The organism is Enterococcus raffinosus (assembly GCF_018917525.1).
In the GTDB taxonomy this organism is placed as follows: domain Bacteria; phylum Bacillota; class Bacilli; order Lactobacillales; family Enterococcaceae; genus Enterococcus_A; species Enterococcus_A raffinosus_A.
In genome coordinates this window covers 1-18,096 of the sequence record NZ_JAHLOS010000025.1, presented here as the reverse complement: position 1 = coordinate 18,096, position 18,096 = coordinate 1, and the positions used below count along the sequence as shown (strand labels likewise).

The 18,096-nt window shown below is 40.1% G+C and carries 24 protein-coding genes; 8 read left to right on the top strand and 16 right to left on the bottom strand.

The window, feature by feature from the left end:
* Window positions 1-37 precede the first annotated feature (37 nt).
* Window positions 38-178, bottom strand: a complete 141-nt coding sequence (locus KQI58_RS14855; RefSeq protein ID WP_216409833.1) for a hypothetical protein — start codon at window positions 176-178, stop codon at window positions 38-40.
* A 402-nt stretch (window positions 179-580) separates the two neighbouring features.
* On the opposite strand from KQI58_RS14855, the gene KQI58_RS14850 reads away from it, so the two are divergent.
* The 6 genes from KQI58_RS14850 (at window position 581) to KQI58_RS14825 (ending at window position 4,516) form a co-directional block, all read left to right on the top strand.
* A complete protein-coding gene (locus KQI58_RS14850; RefSeq protein ID WP_216409832.1) occupies window positions 581-1,105 on the top strand; it encodes a PadR family transcriptional regulator in 525 nt (174 codons plus the stop codon).
* 24 nt (window positions 1,106-1,129) lie between these two features.
* A complete protein-coding gene (locus KQI58_RS14845) occupies window positions 1,130-1,945 on the top strand; it encodes an AraC family transcriptional regulator (RefSeq protein ID WP_216409831.1) in 816 nt (271 codons plus the stop codon).
* Between the two features lie 40 nt (window positions 1,946-1,985).
* Window positions 1,986-2,402 carry a VOC family protein gene (locus KQI58_RS14840; RefSeq protein ID WP_216409877.1) on the top strand — a complete coding sequence of 139 codons (417 nt, stop codon included), beginning with the start codon at window positions 1,986-1,988 and terminating at the stop codon, window positions 2,400-2,402.
* A gap of 122 nt (window positions 2,403-2,524) precedes the next feature.
* Complete coding sequence (locus KQI58_RS14835) at window positions 2,525-3,145, top strand: TetR/AcrR family transcriptional regulator (RefSeq protein WP_216409830.1); 621 nt, start codon at window positions 2,525-2,527, stop codon at window positions 3,143-3,145.
* A gap of 105 nt (window positions 3,146-3,250) precedes the next feature.
* Window positions 3,251-3,931, top strand: a complete 681-nt coding sequence (locus KQI58_RS14830; protein WP_216409829.1) for a M23 family metallopeptidase — start codon at window positions 3,251-3,253, stop codon at window positions 3,929-3,931.
* Window positions 3,932-3,946: 15 nt separating this feature from the next.
* The gene (locus tag KQI58_RS14825) at window positions 3,947-4,516 is read left to right on the top strand and encodes a YdeI/OmpD-associated family protein (protein ID WP_216409828.1); all 570 of its coding nucleotides are present in this window, start codon (window positions 3,947-3,949) and stop codon (window positions 4,514-4,516) included.
* Window positions 4,517-4,558: 42 nt separating this feature from the next.
* On the opposite strand, the gene KQI58_RS14820 is transcribed toward KQI58_RS14825, so the two are convergent.
* Window positions 4,559-5,158, bottom strand: coding sequence for a DUF2922 domain-containing protein (locus KQI58_RS14820; RefSeq protein WP_216409827.1), 600 nt, complete (start codon window positions 5,156-5,158; stop codon window positions 4,559-4,561).
* 46 nt (window positions 5,159-5,204) lie between these two features.
* Entirely contained in the window at window positions 5,205-5,588 is a 384-nt protein-coding gene (locus tag KQI58_RS14815) for a hypothetical protein (RefSeq protein WP_216409826.1), read from the bottom strand.
* Window positions 5,589-5,866: 278 nt separating this feature from the next.
* On the opposite strand from KQI58_RS14815, the gene KQI58_RS14810 reads away from it, so the two are divergent.
* Window positions 5,867-6,280 carry a GNAT family N-acetyltransferase gene (locus tag KQI58_RS14810; RefSeq protein WP_216409825.1) on the top strand — a complete coding sequence of 138 codons (414 nt, stop codon included), beginning with the start codon at window positions 5,867-5,869 and terminating at the stop codon, window positions 6,278-6,280.
* A gap of 52 nt (window positions 6,281-6,332) precedes the next feature.
* Here the strand turns inward: KQI58_RS14810 and KQI58_RS14805 are convergent, their stop codons facing one another.
* The 13 genes from KQI58_RS14805 to KQI58_RS14745 all read right to left on the bottom strand — a co-directional run bounded on the left by KQI58_RS14805 (window position 6,333) and on the right by KQI58_RS14745 (window position 16,133).
* Complete coding sequence (locus KQI58_RS14805; protein ID WP_216409824.1) at window positions 6,333-6,944, bottom strand: DUF3267 domain-containing protein; 612 nt, start codon at window positions 6,942-6,944, stop codon at window positions 6,333-6,335.
* Between the two features lie 224 nt (window positions 6,945-7,168).
* The gene (locus KQI58_RS14800; protein WP_216409823.1) at window positions 7,169-7,372 is read right to left on the bottom strand and encodes a hypothetical protein; all 204 of its coding nucleotides are present in this window, start codon (window positions 7,370-7,372) and stop codon (window positions 7,169-7,171) included.
* 242 nt (window positions 7,373-7,614) lie between these two features.
* Window positions 7,615-7,824 (bottom strand): helix-turn-helix transcriptional regulator, encoded by a 210-nt coding sequence (locus tag KQI58_RS14795; RefSeq protein WP_216409822.1) that lies wholly within the window; start codon window positions 7,822-7,824, stop codon window positions 7,615-7,617.
* A 9-nt stretch (window positions 7,825-7,833) separates the two neighbouring features.
* A complete protein-coding gene (locus KQI58_RS14790; RefSeq protein WP_216409821.1) occupies window positions 7,834-8,169 on the bottom strand; it encodes a DUF6442 family protein in 336 nt (111 codons plus the stop codon).
* Between the two features lie 67 nt (window positions 8,170-8,236).
* Window positions 8,237-8,980 (bottom strand): ABC transporter permease, encoded by a 744-nt coding sequence (locus KQI58_RS14785; protein WP_216409820.1) that lies wholly within the window; start codon window positions 8,978-8,980, stop codon window positions 8,237-8,239.
* On the bottom strand, window positions 8,977-9,831 hold the full coding sequence (locus KQI58_RS14780) for an ABC transporter ATP-binding protein (protein WP_216409819.1): 855 nt from the start codon (window positions 9,829-9,831) through the stop codon (window positions 8,977-8,979). Before KQI58_RS14780 ends, KQI58_RS14785 begins: the two co-directional genes overlap by 4 nt.
* Window positions 9,832-9,889: 58 nt before the next feature.
* Window positions 9,890-10,075 carry a DUF6440 family protein gene (locus tag KQI58_RS14775; RefSeq protein ID WP_216409818.1) on the bottom strand — a complete coding sequence of 62 codons (186 nt, stop codon included), beginning with the start codon at window positions 10,073-10,075 and terminating at the stop codon, window positions 9,890-9,892.
* 125 nt (window positions 10,076-10,200) lie between these two features.
* On the bottom strand, window positions 10,201-10,578 hold the full coding sequence (locus KQI58_RS14770) for a DUF3021 domain-containing protein (protein ID WP_216409817.1): 378 nt from the start codon (window positions 10,576-10,578) through the stop codon (window positions 10,201-10,203).
* Window positions 10,562-11,041, bottom strand: coding sequence for a LytTR family DNA-binding domain-containing protein (locus KQI58_RS14765; protein ID WP_216409816.1), 480 nt, complete (start codon window positions 11,039-11,041; stop codon window positions 10,562-10,564). The genes KQI58_RS14770 and KQI58_RS14765 overlap by 17 nt, the downstream gene beginning before the upstream one ends.
* A gap of 911 nt (window positions 11,042-11,952) precedes the next feature.
* Window positions 11,953-12,672 (bottom strand): hypothetical protein, encoded by a 720-nt coding sequence (locus KQI58_RS14760; protein WP_216409815.1) that lies wholly within the window; start codon window positions 12,670-12,672, stop codon window positions 11,953-11,955.
* 383 nt (window positions 12,673-13,055) lie between these two features.
* Window positions 13,056-14,213 (bottom strand): hypothetical protein, encoded by a 1,158-nt coding sequence (locus tag KQI58_RS14755; protein ID WP_216409814.1) that lies wholly within the window; start codon window positions 14,211-14,213, stop codon window positions 13,056-13,058.
* Window positions 14,214-14,233: 20 nt separating this feature from the next.
* Window positions 14,234-15,031, bottom strand: coding sequence for an SDR family NAD(P)-dependent oxidoreductase (locus tag KQI58_RS14750; protein ID WP_216409813.1), 798 nt, complete (start codon window positions 15,029-15,031; stop codon window positions 14,234-14,236).
* Window positions 15,032-15,383: 352 nt separating this feature from the next.
* Window positions 15,384-16,133 (bottom strand): SDR family NAD(P)-dependent oxidoreductase, encoded by a 750-nt coding sequence (locus KQI58_RS14745; RefSeq protein ID WP_216409812.1) that lies wholly within the window; start codon window positions 16,131-16,133, stop codon window positions 15,384-15,386.
* Between the two features lie 505 nt (window positions 16,134-16,638).
* Here KQI58_RS14745 and KQI58_RS14740 point away from each other — a divergent pair.
* Window positions 16,639-17,889 (top strand): HlyC/CorC family transporter, encoded by a 1,251-nt coding sequence (locus tag KQI58_RS14740; RefSeq protein ID WP_216409811.1) that lies wholly within the window; start codon window positions 16,639-16,641, stop codon window positions 17,887-17,889.
* Window positions 17,890-18,096: the final 207 nt, after the last annotated feature.

Sequence of the window (18,096 nt, the reverse complement as noted above, 5' to 3'; positions counted from 1 at the left end):
TGAGTAGCCAGATGGATTGTTGCTAAATGAAACAACGTTACAGCAGTACAAGAAGCACGATACGCAGCAAATTAGCAGCTGCTAAAATAAGTGAGCCAAAAACAATAATTCCTATTTTCTCCCGTAATGACTGCCGAAGGTCCCATCCTCTTTGACGGGCCAATACTTTTGTACGCATATCCTTTTCCTCCTTACCCATTCCAAAGTAATAATTGTCCAAAAAAGTCGTTCGATTCAAATGCCGTCAATCATTCAGCGAATGCTTTTACCCTTAAGAATAAATCAGTACAAATCTGTCCTTCTTTACATCTAGATTATATACTGAAAAGAATTTGGGTTAACCCCCAGAAACTTGATGATCTGTAAAAAAATTGATTATTCGTAACAATGAGAAAACTCTGCGGTCACCTTCGCCCTCTTGTCGAAATAATCCAGCTTGTCGTTTTGATAAACAGTCTCGTCTACTGTCAACGAGACTTGACGTGACAACGAAAACAAACTACTATAAATGATAGTAGTCGTTCTACTACCACTCGTAGATAGATTAAATAGAAAACTGGATAGAAAGAAGGGTTTAGCGATGCGAACAATTGATTTGATTGTTCTGGGAATTCTAAAAAAAGAATCTCTCAGTGCCTATGATATCCAAAAACTTATTGAATACCGCAACATTTCTCAATGGGTAAAAGTCAGTACGCCAACAATCTATAAAAAGATGCTGCAGCTGGAAAAACAAGGCTACGTCAAAAGCACCCTGAAGAAAAATGGAAAGATGCCCGAAAAAGCCGTCTACTCATTAACCAAAAATGGCAAGACTGAATTCGAGAAATTAATGCTGGGTATCGCTGCCCGCCCTATCAATATTTTTCTAGATTTCAATGCCGTGATTCTCAACCTCGACAGTCTCTCCCCCGCAGATCAAAAGGCCTGCATCAGTATCATTGAGGCTAACGTACAAAAAATGAAAACAACCTTGGAAGAAAGCCTTCTAACCAACAAGGCTGAATCAGATATTCCTGCCACTGGAAAAGCTGTGATGCATCAGCAGTTAGTTTTGATTAAAGCCATTGAGGAATGGATTGTTACTGTGAAGAAAGGATTTTGAGGATACTAATCGGAGGACCTATCTATGCTAAATAAAGAAAATATCTATCAGAGTTCATTTTCAATAATCAATGGCAACATGATCATCCTTTCTCCCCATCCGTTACTGCGGCCCTATATTGCCAATTATACTTTTACTGATCCTAGCAAAATGCACCAGCAGCAAACAATCCTGCCCACCATCAGTTCAACCCTCGTTTGTACCTTTCAAAACGGTCAATTTACCGCAGGTCTTCGAGGTGTAAACACAAAACCTACGATGATCGCTGACTATGCGCGACAATTTGATTTTATGTTTTTAGTAGAGTTTCATGCGTCTGGACTTTATCCTTTTCTGAACATTGATCAGCATCACCTGGCAGACAAAGGATTTCTCTTTGCAGATTTAAATCAGGCATTGTATGAACAAATAGCCGAAGCATATTACACTGCCAAAACGATTCATGAATTGGCGAGTAAACTAGATCAAATTTTCTTGGAAAAAATAAATCAAATAGAATTGAATCCTGCGTTTTGCATCGCTTTTGAAAAACTTCTTAAGAGCGATGGAAGTGTTCGTGTAAAGGATTTGGCAAAGGAAACGTATTACAGTGAAAAGCAATTGAATCGCTTATTTATGAAATATACCGGAGCAAAGGTTAAAACCTGTTCTCGAATCATCCGCATGAAGCGAGCTGTTGATCTATTAAATAGCAAACCCGAAACGTCCTTGCTATTTGAGGAGACCGGCCATCATGACTATGCTCATTTTATCCATGACTTCACCGCAATCTATGGGATCACTCCTAAGAAATACATGGAAAAGATGTCCCTTTTTTACAATGACCCCTATAAATTGTAAAGGTATACTTTCAAGTAAAGAAGAAAGGTAGTTGAAGTTTATGTTCTCACCCTATATCCGTTTTAATGGGGCATGCGAAGAAGCATTTTTATGGTATGCCCAACTCTTCAATGGCAACATTCAACACATGTCTAAATACGATGAGATACCTGAAAATCCTAATTTTCCAATTCCCACAGAACTAAAAAACAAAGTCATGCATGCGCGACTTGCTATCAGCGAATTTGATGGCATCACTGGTGCAGATTATCCAGAACCGATAGAAAAAAATGGAAATGTCGCGATCCAGGCCCATTTACCTGAAGAGGCTATGGCTAGACATATCTTTTCGGAGCTATCCAATGAAGGAACCGTTGTCGCAGCAATCGCCAGCAATCCCCCACCCGATGACAGCAGTATCAGCGGCTGTGTGGAGGATAAATACGGCGTGACTTGGATCATTTCAGCGATGAAATAGCTTAATAATTCTTTATGAACCAATAACGAAATCAGTTATTGGTTTTTTACTTTTTTTAAATTGACCTGATAGGTAAATACTGCTACACTCTAATTAACCTACTAGGTAAGGAAGTGAGCGCTTTGACTGAAATTAATACGACTGATCCAAAGATTCAACGAATTCTGAATGCGGGATTGCGGGAATTTTCCCAACGTTGCTATGAGGAAGCGTCGACGAATCGAATCGCAAAAGCGGCTGGAATGTCGAAGGCCTTGATGTTTCACTATGTAAAAAGCAAAGAGGAGTTGTTTTCGCTCTTATTGGATTATTGTCAAAAAACAATCGCTGAGGATTATTGGACAAAATTGAACTGGCAGGAAAAAGATGTCTTTAATCGATTACTGCAATCTTACACGTTACAAATTGACTTGATGAAACGAAACCCTTGGATTCTTGATTTTACGAATGTAAAGATTGAAAAAAACTCTGAGATGATCAATCAAAAAGTAGCTGACCTAGCTAAACGACAGCATTCTTCTTGTGAAAAGGATTTATTTGAAGGGATTGATGAAACAAAATTCCGAACAGGACTTAATGTGGATCGCTGTAAGCAATTGATTCTTTGGGGAAACATCGGCTTTACTAATGAGATTTTGGATGAATTGAAAAATACAAATCCTGAACAGATTGATTACCAAGCCATCACCGATAAGCTAACACAGTATTTAGAAGACCTTAAAAACGTTTTTTATCAAGAGTAATTAGAAATGAAAAAAGTGTTGATTCTTGTTGGTTGTCTCTTGTTTTTCTGGTCTTTCTCACAATTAGGCACAAAAAATAAACACCTGCAGAAAGAAGGTTTTGTGATGCCAAACGAAATTGCCTTTCCCCTCCGTGGTGAATGGTACACTGAAACAAGCCCAGCTGATCGGGTTCCAAGTCATGGAACGAATCGTTTTGGACTGCGCTATGCCTTTGATTTCATTCAAAAGGATAAGAATGACCGTTCACATACTGCTAATTCAGCCGACTATCTGTTAGGCGGAATTCCTTTAGAAAACTACTATTGCTTTGGCCAGCCCGTCTATGCGCCCTTCACTGGTGAGGTCATCACAGTGAAAAACAATACCTCTGATGGGGAAAAAGCCTCCTGGCTTCATGATCAAACCACCGCTATTCGCCACTCCCTCTTTTTCGATCCAGAACGAGACGGCTTCGAGGCAATCGCCGGAAATTATATCGTCATCAAACAAGCTGCCAGTATCTACGCTGCTTTCTGTCATCTGCAAAAGGATTCAATTACTGTTTCAGAAGGGGAACACATTGCAAAAGGAACCTATCTTGGCAACGTCGGACATACTGGAAATTCCACTGAGCCGCATTTACATTTTCAACTGATGGATTCTGCTATAATCGAATCAGCAAATGGTCTCCCTTTGGTTTTTGAGACCTATGAAAAATACAATGGGAACACGTGGGAAATCGTCCAAAATCAGTTTCCCGCTGCTGGCGAACGTATTCGTTCGTTAAAGTCAGACAGAAACTAGGTGAAGCATTTGGAAATGAATAATTTATATAAACCTCAGAACCGTCAGGATCTGAGAGATTGGTTAAAAGAAAATGCTGCAAGTGCAAAAGATTGCTGGATTGTGATTGATCGCGATCAATCAAACCTGACCTATTTAGACATCGTGGAGGAAGCTCTTTGCTTTGGCTGGATCGACAGTACTAAAAAGAAGCTTTCCGAAACGGAAATTGGGCAACGGCTCTCACCTAGGACGAAAAAGAGCCAATGGACCGAGCTGAATAAAGAACGAGCTCGCCGTTTAATCTATTTAGATTTGATGACTGATTTAGGTCGAGCAACCTTACCGGACTTGTCTCCAGAAAGTTTTGTGATCGATCCGCGAATTATGCAGGCACTCGAAGCAGATCCTGAAATCCAACAAAACTTTTCAGCCTTTCCAGAGCTTTATCAACGAATCAAAATTGATAATATTCAACGCTATGGTGCAGATGTCGAACTATTCGAACGACGCTTGGAAAAATTGCTGACAAACACCAAAGCCAATCAGCTTTTCGGTGCTTGGGATGACAACGGTCGATTAAGCAGCTACAAAAAGAACTCTTAATAAACATACGGAAGTGAATCACTTGGTTTACTTCCTTTTTTGTTATTCCCTTCGTTTTCGCAGCCGCTCAATCAGCCTTCCGCGTTTTTTCTTTCCTCTCGTTGGCACAGCAGTTGCCGATAAGGAATCTGGCTCTTCCTCGAGTTTAACTAGCAGTCGGAACCTAACTGGATGTGTCTCCTCAATGACGTTAAAATCTTCCACCGTTCCGCCCTTTGGCACCATTGCCATAATTAAGGATGCTGCTTCGCTTTCAGAGATAGCTTGTGGTTCGATTCCTTTGGGCAGCTCAAATAACAGCTCAAGCATTCCAGGCTTGATTAGTTCTTGCTGAACAATCAGGTCTTTCGGATCTTGAATAGTATCTATGGGTCTTTGTTCGTTTACTGGTGTCGTTTTGGGACTTTCTAATTGAGTATCAGTTTTTTTATCAAAAATCGGTGTCTCAATTGTTTCGATAAATTTTGCAGTAATAACCTTCTCAAAAAAATTAACGCCATCCTTTTCAAAGATATCTAACGTCGTCAATTTTTCTAGCGATGTTTTAATTTCCTTCGCTGACTTATTTGGATTGGCATGTTTCATCCGCCAGGTATGTTTTCTGCCGTTACTTTTTTCAAATGTTGCCGATAAACTTAACATGATTCCACCTCTTCTTTTTGTCTTAATAAGTCACTCTTTCCACACGTCATGAACCTGCCAACCTTGTCAGTGGTTCTTTCATGAATTGAGTATAGAATTTTTCGATTTTCTCTGTGATATAGGTTTTGATTGAAAACAGTCTGATGGATACGACCTTCCACTCATCTGAAGAAAAATAATTCTTGAAATAGAAATAATAGCGGCGCAATGTCCGAGAAGTCTTAGTCTCTAAAAACAGCTTACGAACAAGCCGCTTCATGAAAAATGAAAAATCCTCTTCGCCTAGTTCGTCTCGCACCTGAAGCGCTATCAAAATTTGAATAGTTGATCCCGCATCACGGGTTTCTTGGTAATGTTTATCTATTCTTTTCTCTAATGTTTTAGGTCGTAGCGAAAAAACTTGTCTTGGTGTAAATAATGCTCCTGTCAAAAGGATGCTCCTCTCTGATTGGTTTGTGATCACGCCTCGACTATAATCCTATGAAAACACTCCTGTCAATCGACAAAATTTTTTTAATGTCCGTTTTGGAGCCATTCGACAACGACAAACCCGCCTCGTTATGCGAACTAATCAAAAAATAACTTAGAATTTTATTTTCTATTAAAAAAAGAAACCGTGGAATTCGACTATTTTGCGTATCTTATTTCTTGTTTCTTATGGCTAATAGCGTAGAATGAGCATAGAAAGACAGTGAAAGGATGTTTGCGATGGAAAACTTTGTCATCCGAATCGATATTCCCGAGGTTGAAGAATACTTGGCACTGCGACAGATTTGCGGATTGTCTGCGCGAGACAAGGAAGCCAGTAAAATGGGGCTGGCAAATAGCATTTATTCGGTTATTATCCGAAATAAGACCGATGAGAAACTGATCGGAATGGGGCGAATCATCGGAGATGGCGGTACCGCTTATCAGATTGTGGACATCGCTGTCCATCCAAAGGAACAAGGAAAAGGTCTTGCGAAAGCGATCATGGAGCTGCTGATGAAGTACGTTCACGATGAGATCAATCCGCAGGCTTATGTCAATCTGATCGCTGACAGACCAGCAGATAAGCTTTATGGACAGTTTGGCTTTGTAGAAACCGCACCTGAAAGTCTAGGGATGTATTTGAAAAGATAAAATAATGACAAAAACAGGATTCCTCAAATAAAAAGGAATCCTGTTTTTCGATTTATTTAGTAAATACCACAAAGCCTGGTAATTCTGGATGATCGATCACTAACCCCTCGTGAATCGAGCGTGCCCCCCAAAAGATCAACAAGTCGCCTGCTGCCATAAAAATATTAAAGGCAGAAAGCAAGATCAGCTCTGTATTTGGAAACAGCAGCGACAGGAGAAAATAGCCGCCTCCTAGTACCACAACTGGTGCTAATACACCGATTTTATAGGCCTTTGCCTCCAGCGCTTCTTTACAATGACAATACGGCATCAGCTCCTTGACATTAAAGCCAAAGGTGATGCTTTTCATTTTCTTTTTTGCATAATTCGCCCACGCCAGCCCATGAATCAGCTCATGAATTGGGATGGAAACAATGAACAGAATCAGAAACAGGAGAAAATTAATCTCCCATAATGGCGATGCGTCCGCTCCCCAGCGCCAAAAGTAGCCAATCACGACCAATACGATAAATGGAATTGGCAGCAGCATTCCCTGCGTCCCAGCTTCTTTAGTCGAAAAGGTCTTATCCTGCATATGATAATCCTTTTCTTCCATTTCTTGACAAAGAGCGTCGAATAGTTCATATTTCTTGCTCCTTTTGCCCTTTTCATGCTTTTTCTTCATACCATGTCCCCCTTTTCCCTATGTCCCCACATATTTTTTTAACTCCTTCTAACCCTTTCTATTGCCATAATATACGTTTTCACCTATCCGCGTCAAAGTTTGGAACTATAATCATCGTCAATGAGAAAAACCAGAAACTTTTCTGTAAAAGTCTCTGGCTGCTTGATCCTCCATTTGCTTTGTAGGATTCAACATTTCAATAACACAGAAGTAACTGTATCAGACTATTCTTTTTTTAAATAGCCTACACAATAGGGTAATATCAAGGCGATAAAAGCCATTATTAAGCAAACCATGGTCAAATAAATAATTACTTCATCAGTTGGGAAAACTACACTAAAAATCACAAGAAAATAGAAAATCATCTGAAGTATACGACTTACTTTATTACTCCTTCGATAAATTTTTTCGTTTCTACTTGAATCCATGATCGTCATTCCTCCTAAATGAAAGCCGGACTACCTTTTCACTGGGCCAACTCAACAACAGGAATAAACCATTTGAGACTGCTTACACGCTATATATAAACCAATCTCCCCTCACTACTATTATAAAGGATTGTTCACTGTTTCACTTGTTCGTTTTTTTGTTATTTTTTCAAAAAAAAGGTATATTGAAACAAAAAAGCCAATGATATTTATCATCGGCAGTAAAAAATTTAGATTATTATTTAAAAATAGAACAAATCTTCAAACTTCACATCCAGCGCGATACATAAAACCAAGGCTAATTTAGCAGTTGGACTGAACTGGCCCGTCTCGATCGAGCTAATAGTTGTTCGCGACACCCCAACTAACTTAGCAAGTGCAGCTTGGGATAATTTCTTTTCTTTTCGCGCTTCTTTTAAACGATTTTTTAAGACTAATTTTTCTTCAGACATACGACTCACCTAGACTATCTTAGGATCAGAAACCAGCTGTTTTAGATGAAAAACGATCATTACGATCGTAACCAATAAATAGATTATCCCGAAAATCAAATCTCTACGTCTTCTTAAGTAATAGTATCTTACCAGAAAGTCTGTAGCACCATAAGAAAAAGTGACCGCATAAAGTCCAAAATTAAAGCCTCTATCAAGTAATTTTTGGATGATAAAAAGACCCGTTGATAAGAGAACTACGACTAACCCGCTAAAAGAACTCGAACGTTTTTGAATTTCTTCACGGTAAGGATCTTTTTTTCGGTTTTCTTCACGGCTTTTTGCCAGTATTTCTTCTTTTTTCAAAGATGATCCCCACTTTCTAATTAAATATTATAGCTAATTTTCTGAAGAATGGATAGCTTAAGATTGATTAATCAGACTCCATGCCTCGTTTTCTGTATGCTATAAGAAAAATTACGATTCCTAAAACAAACCAAACGGACATTGTTACAAGATCCAACGCATTGAGAGAATAGCCTTCTTTGCTGAAAATTCCATCAACATAACCGGCAATCACCCCAGAATAGCTATAACTCGACACTTTATCGATCGTTGAACTGAAAAAACGCAGCTGAGGCAGCATCGTAAAAACGAGCAGAAGCGGCGTACAGATCACGCCAGATTGCGTCTGGTCCTTCGTCAAAATCCCGACAACAAAGCCTAAAATAATGCTAATCAAGGTCCCGGCAGCTGTAATCAAAAGAAAAACCGGAAGATCAATGGCTGAATAAGCTATCCCGCTAGCTGGAATTAAAAGGAGATTAACGATCATGATGATACTAAAAGTTGGGATCAATGACCCGACCAAATACTCATTGCTTTTTACTGATGAGGTCATCAAAACCCGCAACGTATGCTTCTCTTTTTCTTCAGCGATCGACGTGCTGCTGATCATCAAACCGCCAGAAACAATATTCATGATCAGTCCCAACCCCAGTAGAAAGGCATCCACGCGAAAGACGCCATTTGCTTGCGGCAGATTTGTCATTACTCGGCGAAAAACCATTACGATCATCAAAGCAATGATCGGATTGCTCATCATACTCAAGTTGCTCAAGATCGTTTGAAATTTCAGGCCCATTATGGCATTGATCCGTTTCACTGTATTACTCATACTAAATTCCTCCCTGTTGCTTCCAAAAAGACTTTTTCTAAAGTGGGCTCGCAGGAATGGATTGTTTCCACTCGATCTGCGGCGATCCATTTTTCAATCAGCTTGGCTGTTTCAACTGATTGCATTAATTGAACTTCCGTCTCATCCGTGAGTTGGATACTAAAGCGTTTCTGCTTATTAAACTTAAGCCGTAAATTTTCCGGTGAATCCAGTTCGGCGATAACTCCTTCGTTCAACAATGCTACCCGATCACACAACTTATCGGCTTCCTCCATATTGTGAGTGGTTAAGAAAATCGATGTTCCTTCAGCACGCAATTCCTCCATCATTTGGTGGACCGCTAATGCCGAAACCGGATCTAACCCACTAGTCGGTTCATCTAAAAAAAGTAATTTGGGTTTATGTAAAATCGCGCGAATCAAAACCAACCGTTGCTTCATTCCTCTTGAAAGCTTCTCTGCCAGCTTTTGTCGATGCTCATACAACCCAAATTTCTTTAATAGATCGTCAATCACTGCTGGATCAACAGCTAACAACTTTGCAAAAAATTTCAAGTTCTGATAGACGGTCAATTTTTCATAAAAGCCGCTCATATCAGAAACGATCCCGATTTTTTTATAGATATCTTCATTGACCTTCTCCACCGGTATGCCTAAAATACTCGCCTGTCCCGAAGTCTGTTTCAATTGTCCCGTTAAAATCTTAATCGTCGTCGTTTTTCCTGCTCCTGAAGGTCCTAAGAAACCAAAAATCTCCCCTTCATAAACTTTGAAATCCAACTGATTGATCGCCTGATAGTTTTTGAACTGCTTTGATATTTCCTTTGCTTCGATTAATACGCTTCGCTCCATTATCTTCCACTCCTGTTTTGATAAGTTTTCTTGTCAATCATCTGCAAAAAAATAAGCACTATTTATCCATTTCTGCCAACATCGGCTTGCCCTCTTTATCAACCAACACTGCCATACCAGAACCCATGTTAGGAACGATTGCTAATAAATATTGCACACCTGATTGTTTGTCAGTCACAACAGTCGTAATCCCAGGGCCGCTTGTCTCAATCGTTTTTACATAAAATCTTTTTACTTTACTCATCGTTAACCTCTCCTTTTCGACAAGTTTTATTGTCAAAAACAGTATAGAACTGACAAGTAAACTTGTCAACTATAAATTATTAAAAAGTCAGCGACTCTTCTTCGCTGACTCTAAAAACGTTTATTCTATCGCAATTTCTGATTTATTTGTTTAATCTCGCGCTTATATTTCAAATAATTGAACAACCAAATGGCAAAAAAGAGTAGAAAAAAGGAGAAGGAGGCCGACAAAACCACCTGCCACTTAAAGGGAAACCATTGATTCACCCAAGCCACAATCAAAAAAGCAATAAATCCTCCCCCCATCTGGATCAACGTTTGAACAAGAAGCGACAACCTTTTCACTTCATAGATCAGACTCAATAATCCGATCACTACCGACAAAAGAACAAAACTCAGGACGATTTTTCTGACTTGATTATCGGCATAAATAAAAGCAAACAGCATGCAGATAGTACTGCCAAAGCCGACAGATTGTCCTAATAGTTTAAGTACTCGCTTCATTTTGATTCCTCCTTTTGATTCCTAAATGCTGCTTCAACTGATCGACAAACCGACGAGAAACGGTGATCCTTTGACCGTTACTCAAATAGGCAAATAAACTTCCAGAAAAGGCAATCTCTAATTTTTGAATAGCCTTTGTATTGACCAAGGCTGATTTTGAAACTTGCAAGAACTGATCGCTTGGCAGTTCTTCTTTTAGTGCCGTGAGGGATTTACGAAAAGAATACGTTTCCTTTGCGGTATAAAGCGTTACAATTTTATTGAAGATTTCTAAATAAATAATTTCGGTTTTATTTAATAAGACAAACTCATCCTTTACTTTGATCACTAATTGCTCCTCTTGAAACGCCTCTAAACAGCTGACAAGCTGGCTACCTGTTTTCACTTCAGCCGCCCGAATCCGTACCTCCGGCGCTATCCAATTCTTTCCGATTTCCACTTGAATCTTCAACCTCTTCAACATGGAGCATCGCCACCTCCTTCTCTATTCTTATAGTAAGCCATTTTTGAAGAGTAAAATAGCTTTTTTTCCTGTCCGGTAAACAGTGCGCCTCATCCGGTAAAAAATAAGAAAGGCTTCGCGAACTCGCTCAGCTTTTGAACACCAGGTAGGTACTGTTCCACATCAGCTCTGCAAGCAATCGCTGTGTGTCTCAGCAATAAGACCAAAATATTTCTAAATTGCCAAGAAACACAGTGATCGAAGAGAACTGATGTTGATTGGTACCTACTCGGTGCTTCTCAAATTTCGAAATATTTTTGCTTATTGCCGAAAAAGCTAGTTCGTGAAGCCGGACATGGATATACCCGCTGTAAGGCAAGTTATTCATATGAAAAGTTTATACTTTCTTTATAGTCAAAAAATGAACCCTTCTTATGAAAGAGTTCTTTTGATCTCATTCTTCTGTTTTCTCATTCCCAAGAGCTCTATTTTATGCGCGCCAAGTAGTCTAATCCATCCTTCCAGTACTGTTAAGACTTCGCATGTAAAGAGGAGAGAGGAGGTATTAGCCTCTATTTTCTAGATGAAATTGACTACCTGGCACACAACAGCAGGATTCTTTTATGCCTCCTAGCCCAATAGTAATAGCTGTTCTAAAGAAGATCAATCAAGCAATGTCCAGTGTGTCTTACACTCGAATCATTGATTCTATGCTTTTCATCGGTTAAAAGATAAGGTCTACTTTTTTTTGATGCCCTGAAATTTATCAAACTGAATCATAACCATCAGTAATCAACTAAAAGATTGAAAAACCATTTTTTTCGCAAATCATTGAGTATTTAGAGGATTTGTCCAGAAATGCCCTTTTTGAAAACAAAAAACCGAGTAAAATTCTTCACTCGGCTTTCAATCAGTTTATTAAGCTGTAACAATTAATCTTGGACCATTTCGACACCGACCGGCTCTGCCGCGTAGTCAGTCTCGCTGTCCGTTTCCATCGGACGCTCTTTCAATTCAATTTCTAGCTGATGTTGCTGCAAAGTTCCGATCTTTTGTGTGATCAATACCAACAGTTGTCTCAAGCTTTCTTCTGAATTGATTTTGTTCTCAACAATTGCCTGACAAAGGTATTCGATTTGATGACTTAGCTCAAATAGTTCTAAATAACTTTCACTATTGCGATCAACCTCACGAATCAACTGCCAATCTGTATCATGATAATAGGTATCATACATGATAAAATCTAATCGATAAACGCCCAGTACGAACAAATCCCGTACTTTCTGACTTTCTTTCAACAGCTTCGCCAGCTCCGTCGAACCATTCGCGATTTCTCCACCCAATTCTACTAGCGCCGAATAATTATTTTGATATTCCTTTTTCAGCTTCGTAAACAATCGCGTTGTCTTATGCACTTCCTTCTGCTTTTCCCGATATTTCAAATATTGAAACATCAATAGCGCTGCTAAAAATGAAAAGAAGCAACCAAAGAAAGCTGTTGACGCATTGACAAATGTTCGAATGACATTGATGTGTTCTCCGAAAAATGCTCGGTTAAAATAAATCAATCCGATGCTGATCACCGCAATGACTTCACCGACCAATAAAACGGCTAAAGCAACAATCGCTAATTTTTGTTTTTCTGAAATCATTTTTCACCACACATTCAGATGAATGCTTCTCCTTATATTTTTTCTCCCAAACCCCTAAAATTAAGTTACTTTCCCTCCTTGCTTTATTCGCTAAATACTCCAGAAATTATTTCCAGTATATTTAATCAATAAAATGACTTTTTTATAACGAAACAGATATTTTAGCGTTTAATAACGTTTTTTATTATATCATTTATCACTCGTATAATAAAGACCTTCTGAACTTTTTGGATAATTGTTTTATTTGTAATATTTGAAATAAACAAATATTTCACCCAAAAAACACCATTGCCTACGAGCTGTAGACAATGGTGTTCGCGTCTATTTCATTTGTTGTAAGCAGGTTCAGAGACTTTCAGCATTTCTCCATAACAGAACGGTCGTTACTCCTTCTCTATCAACCCTTCAACCTGCGGCAATCCAATCCCTGCCGTGTAAACTTCAATCAAGCCTGACGGCAGTTCAAGGTCATCGGTATGTCCTTTGACATTCATATGGATCGTCTCTTCATTATCTGCTAAGATTTTTTCTTTGAAGTCTGGATCAGATAATGCTGCCACACCCATCGACGCCACATCGCCATAGTTCAGTGCATCCAAGGCCTCATCAGCTGAACGAATCGTCCCTGAAATAACTATCGGCACTCTGCCTGCCACAAACTTCTTGATGACCAGGCTGACTGGCTCAGTAAAATCGCCTTTTTGCGGCATCGCCTTATAGGCATCTTTACCAAAGTTTCCGCCTGCCGCTGAAGATAAATCAAGAAAATCGAGGTCTTGTTCCAACAGCTTATCGATCAATTTCAATGAATCATCCAAGTCATACCCGACCATCTCCCCATGAATCTCTTCCGGTGAAATTCGATAGCCGACAATTGCCTCAGGATTTTCTGCTCGCGCGACTTTCAAGACTTCTTTTGTCACTTCAATGGCAAAGTTCATCCGCTTTTCAAACGAGCCGCCCCAATAATCCGTCCGTTGATTTGAATAGCTAGAGAAGAACTGCTGGATCAAATAGTGATTTGCCCCGTGAATCTCCACACCGTCAAAGCCGGCTTTCAACAAGCGCTGCGCTGCTAAGCCAAAATCCTTCACCACTTGCCAGACTTCATCTTCTGTTAATTCGGTTACCTTGTATTGCAAAAATGGAAATTCGATCGCACTTGGTGCATAGGCTTTTCCAGTGACATAGCAGCCATACGCGCCTTCACGGCCGGGATGCTGAATCTGACCAATCGCTTTGCTGCCATTGCTCTTCATGGCCGCAGCTAATTTGCTGTAAGCATCAATTGCCTCATCATTAAAGATAGATAATTGTTTCGGATGTCCTTGGATATTTTCCTGAACCGTGATCGCACCAGTAATCAACAAATCCGCAAACTTATTGCGCCGCTCAAAGTACTTGATATCCTCCTCCGTTGGCCGGCCCGTTGCTGGATCAGCTGCGAAAACCACCATCGGACACATCGCGAAACGATTCTCCAAACGTCCGCCGTGCTTCAATCCAATCGGTTCAAATAATGGTGCATATTTTTCTTTCATTGATGATTCCTCACTTTCTTTTATACTCGTGCATGTGTCGTATACCAGCCGCCGTCGATCGTGATGGTCGCACCAGTGATGAAGCTAGCTTTAGCCGATGCTAAGAAAGCAAATAATTTCGCTGGCTCCCAATCCTCACCGATCCGCCGACTCGGGATCGCCTTCAATGCTGCTTCGGTTCCCAACATCTCCCATGCTTGATCCGGCATCAAATTCGTACGGATCAATCCCGGACAAACCGCATTTACCCGAATGAAGGTATTGTCGCCTTCATCGATCTCCGTTACTGCTTTAGGTCGCCCAAACATATCCGCTGGATTATTATTTAACAACGCCGCCGCACTTTGCCGCGTGTAATTCAATAAAGCTGCCTTCAAAACATTATAAGGAACCGAATCCCCAATCATAAAGGAAGCCACCGATGCGGTGTGGGTGATACTCGGATTTTTCGACTTGCGTAAAAGCGGCACACAATATTTAGTAAACAGCGCGGCATGCAGCACGTACAATTGAAAGGCCCGTTCAAACTCACCCGAATTTACCTCCTCAACCGTACCCACGATCGCAGAACCCGCATTGCAAATCAAGCTGTCTAATCTACCGAATTTTTCCTTCGCAAAAGCCACCGCTGCTTTGATCTGCTCCTCATCCGTCACGTCACATTTAAACGGCAAAAAGTTCTCGCCTAACTCCTTCGTTCGACTGAAATTTCGCCCAATCCCGATTACCGTTGCCCCCTGATCCAGAAATTCCTTCGTTGTCGCCAAGCCGATGCCAGAAGTCGCGCCAGTAATCATTACGATAGAATCTTTTAACATGTTGAATCCTCCTTCTACCTCATTTTAAGGAATTCATTTTTTTCAAAAATGAGTCTTAGTTTCGTCACGTATACCATTCCACTAAACGTTCATATTTTGAATAAACTGCAAAAAGTGGAACTGGCATCTACCTCATTTTAAGGAATTCATTTTTTTCAAAAATGAGTTTTATTTTCGTCACGCATACCATTCCACTAAACGTTCATATTTTGAATAAACTGCAAAAAGTGGAACTGGCATCTACCTCATTTTATGGAATTCATTTTTTTCAAAAATGAGTCTTAGTTTCGTCACGCATACCATTCCACTAAACTTTTTTCTTTAATTTAAACTGCGTAAAGTGGAACTGGCATTAATTACTGACCGTCATCAAGCCGCCGTCGATCAAGACATCGGCGCCATTGATGTACTGTGCATCTGTCGAGGCTAGAAACGCGATCAAATCCGCTACTTCTTCCGGTTTTCCTGTTCGTCCGCAAGTAATCTGCGCCATTTGATCATACATCGCCAAGACATCAGCTTCCGCCATATTGACACCCTCTCGTTGGAAGATCGGCGTCTGGATAAAGCCCGGCGACACACTATTGCAGCGCACGCCAATAAAGCCCTGGGCTTGTTGCTTGGTATACAGCACCACGGCGTTTTTCGCTAGATTATACAAGGGATTTTCAGAGCTGACCGTTCGGCTGGCGGCAGAAGCGGTATTGATAATACTTGCGTTGTTTTTCGGAGCATTTAATAAAAGAGGATACAATTCTTTGCCAAACAGCATCGGTGCCCGCAGCAAAAGACTGAAGCAGCGATCAAATTGATCGACCGTCACATCACGAATCGTGGTATTCTCGCCAAAACCCGCATTGTTCACAAACACATCCAGCTCATTGTCAAACGTTTCTTTGATAAAGTCACAGGTTTTTACGATCTCATCGGCATCCCGCACATCACAGGTCCGAGGAATAAAGCGATCACCTAAATCCTTCGTCTTGCTAAAATTCCGACCGATCCCAATCACTATCGCGCCCTCCTTGATAAACAGCCGAGCCGTAGCCAGACCAATACCAGAAGTCGCACCAGTAATCACAACTTTGTAATCTTGGAACATCGTTCTACCTCCCTTTTCAAAAAGCAAAAAAACTTCAAATGAAAATAGGACAGTTACATTTGTTCAATTAGAGACTCTTGTTGGATTTTAGTTGCAGACAGATGTCTTGATGAATCGAATAAAGTTTGGGGGATACTACGTTACTACTACAATGATAGCACTAATCAGGGCGCATAGAAAACGTCTTCATGAAAAAGGCACACTGTTTTTGCTTATTGACGTTCGTTCTTGTAAAAAGCTGGCTGAATGAAAACTTCTGAAGTAATAATCGTTTTCTTAACTAGTCTATTTGTAATTAAATCCTATCTTGACATTCAATTTGGACTACGATACGGTTAATTATAGAGATTTTTAGCTAGGATAGGAGAAATGATACTTTGGACGACGAGGACTCGTTGTGTATAGAAAAAAATAATCATGTATTTAATAATAATGATTTTAACGTGCGCTGTTGGCATACAGGGTGCTTTTTTGCATTAGCTGAAAAATATAAGGAGGAAGCTTTTTGGATAATCTAAGTGTCATGATGGTTGTATTGGTAATATTGCTGGCTCTGTCAGCGTTCTTTTCATCGAGTGAAACGGCCTATTCTTCATTAAATCGCATTCGGATCACTAAATTGGCAGAGGAAGGAAATGATAAAGCAAGGAACGTTTTAGAATTGTTTCATAATTTCGATCGTCTATTATCAGCGATCCTGATCGGGAACAACATCGTGAATATCGCAAGCTCTTCGATTGCGACCGTCCTGTTTGTACGCTATTTTGGCAACATCGGCGTTACGCTATCGACAGTTGTAATGACGATTCTGGTTTTAACTTTTGGTGAGATATTTCCCAAAACATTGGCAAAAGAAGCACCTGAGACTTTCGCACTTGCCGTTGCCCGTCCATTGAAAATCTTGCTGACGATTTTTTATCCACTGACGCTCTTTTTCTCTGTCTTGAAAATTGGTCTGATGAAGCTGCTACCAAACAAAGAAGCGACTCCTTCCATCACCGAAGATGAATTGCTGATTCTTGTGGAGGAAGCAGCTCAAGAAGGTTCGATCGATGCAGATGACGAGCTGCTAATCAAAAGTGTGGTCGCATTCAACGATTTGGAGGTACAAAAAATCTTTGTGCCCCGTACCGATATTATTTCCATTAACAGTAAAAAGAGTACCGAAGAAATAGCCGAAATTTTTGAATCCTCCGACCTATCTCGCCTGCCCTATTGCCAAGATAGCATCGACGACGTGACCGGCGTGGTGAATCAAAAGGACTTTTATTACCATGTGCTAAAAGGCGAAAAAAGAATCGAAGACATCGTCAAACCAATCAGCTTTATCCCAAAAAGCATGAAAATTTCCGAGCTGATGAAAAAATTTCAAGCCGATCAAATCCATATAGCCATCATTATCGATGAATACGGTGGAACCGCCGGACTCGTTACACTAGAAGACATCATTGAAGAATTGGTCGGGGAAATCTGGGATGAATATGATAACAAGAAACTGGATTATTACAAGCTGGCAGATGGCAGCTTCCTGGTAAATGGACGTTCAGACTTCGATTGCCTGGAAGAGCTCTTCAATATTACAAATACCACGAACTCCATATCCGTCGCAGGCTATATTTTAGCATCAATCGAACGAATCCCTATGGAAGGCGAGACGATTCAGTTAGATGGGTTGAAGATAACTATTTCGAAGATGAGAAATCGCAGGATTGAGGAAGTGGTGATTGAGCCGGTTGTTGAAGGTGGATGTTGTTAGGTTGTAGAGGATTAAGAATATCTTGATTTAGTTTTTACTAATGTACTGAATAAGTCTCGTCACGAAATAAAGTGACGAGACTTATTTTATAGGGTTTGTCAACTAAACTGTGGAAGTTAAATAGTTAAGAGTTTTTAACAACCATAATTCTCTCGGCTATTTTGAAATCAGATAAATTTTGATCGGACACATAGTTGAATAAACCTA

Coding starts and splice junctions, on each gene's coding strand:
- KQI58_RS14855 (WP_216409833.1), bottom strand. CDS start 178: ATGCGTACAAAAGTATTGGCCCGTCAAAGAGGATGGGACCTTCGGCAG.
- KQI58_RS14850 (WP_216409832.1), top strand. CDS start 581: ATGCGAACAATTGATTTGATTGTTCTGGGAATTCTAAAAAAAGAATCT.
- KQI58_RS14845 (WP_216409831.1), top strand. CDS start 1,130: ATGCTAAATAAAGAAAATATCTATCAGAGTTCATTTTCAATAATCAAT.
- KQI58_RS14840 (WP_216409877.1), top strand. CDS start 1,986: ATGTTCTCACCCTATATCCGTTTTAATGGGGCATGCGAAGAAGCATTT.
- KQI58_RS14830 (WP_216409829.1), top strand. CDS start 3,251: ATGCCAAACGAAATTGCCTTTCCCCTCCGTGGTGAATGGTACACTGAA.
- KQI58_RS14825 (WP_216409828.1), top strand. CDS start 3,947: ATGAATAATTTATATAAACCTCAGAACCGTCAGGATCTGAGAGATTGG.
- KQI58_RS14820 (WP_216409827.1), bottom strand. CDS start 5,158: ATGTTAAGTTTATCGGCAACATTTGAAAAAAGTAACGGCAGAAAACAT.
- KQI58_RS14810 (WP_216409825.1), top strand. CDS start 5,867: ATGGAAAACTTTGTCATCCGAATCGATATTCCCGAGGTTGAAGAATAC.
- KQI58_RS14805 (WP_216409824.1), bottom strand. CDS start 6,944: ATGAAGAAAAAGCATGAAAAGGGCAAAAGGAGCAAGAAATATGAACTA.
- KQI58_RS14800 (WP_216409823.1), bottom strand. CDS start 7,372: ATGGATTCAAGTAGAAACGAAAAAATTTATCGAAGGAGTAATAAAGTA.
- KQI58_RS14795 (WP_216409822.1), bottom strand. CDS start 7,824: ATGTCTGAAGAAAAATTAGTCTTAAAAAATCGTTTAAAAGAAGCGCGA.
- KQI58_RS14785 (WP_216409820.1), bottom strand. CDS start 8,980: ATGAGTAATACAGTGAAACGGATCAATGCCATAATGGGCCTGAAATTT.
- KQI58_RS14780 (WP_216409819.1), bottom strand. CDS start 9,831: ATGGAGCGAAGCGTATTAATCGAAGCAAAGGAAATATCAAAGCAGTTC.
- KQI58_RS14775 (WP_216409818.1), bottom strand. CDS start 10,075: ATGAGTAAAGTAAAAAGATTTTATGTAAAAACGATTGAGACAAGCGGC.
- KQI58_RS14770 (WP_216409817.1), bottom strand. CDS start 10,578: ATGAAGCGAGTACTTAAACTATTAGGACAATCTGTCGGCTTTGGCAGT.
- KQI58_RS14765 (WP_216409816.1), bottom strand. CDS start 11,041: ATGTTGAAGAGGTTGAAGATTCAAGTGGAAATCGGAAAGAATTGGATA.
- KQI58_RS14760 (WP_216409815.1), bottom strand. CDS start 12,672: ATGATTTCAGAAAAACAAAAATTAGCGATTGTTGCTTTAGCCGTTTTA.
- KQI58_RS14755 (WP_216409814.1), bottom strand. CDS start 14,213: ATGAAAGAAAAATATGCACCATTATTTGAACCGATTGGATTGAAGCAC.
- KQI58_RS14750 (WP_216409813.1), bottom strand. CDS start 15,031: ATGTTAAAAGATTCTATCGTAATGATTACTGGCGCGACTTCTGGCATC.
- KQI58_RS14745 (WP_216409812.1), bottom strand. CDS start 16,133: ATGTTCCAAGATTACAAAGTTGTGATTACTGGTGCGACTTCTGGTATT.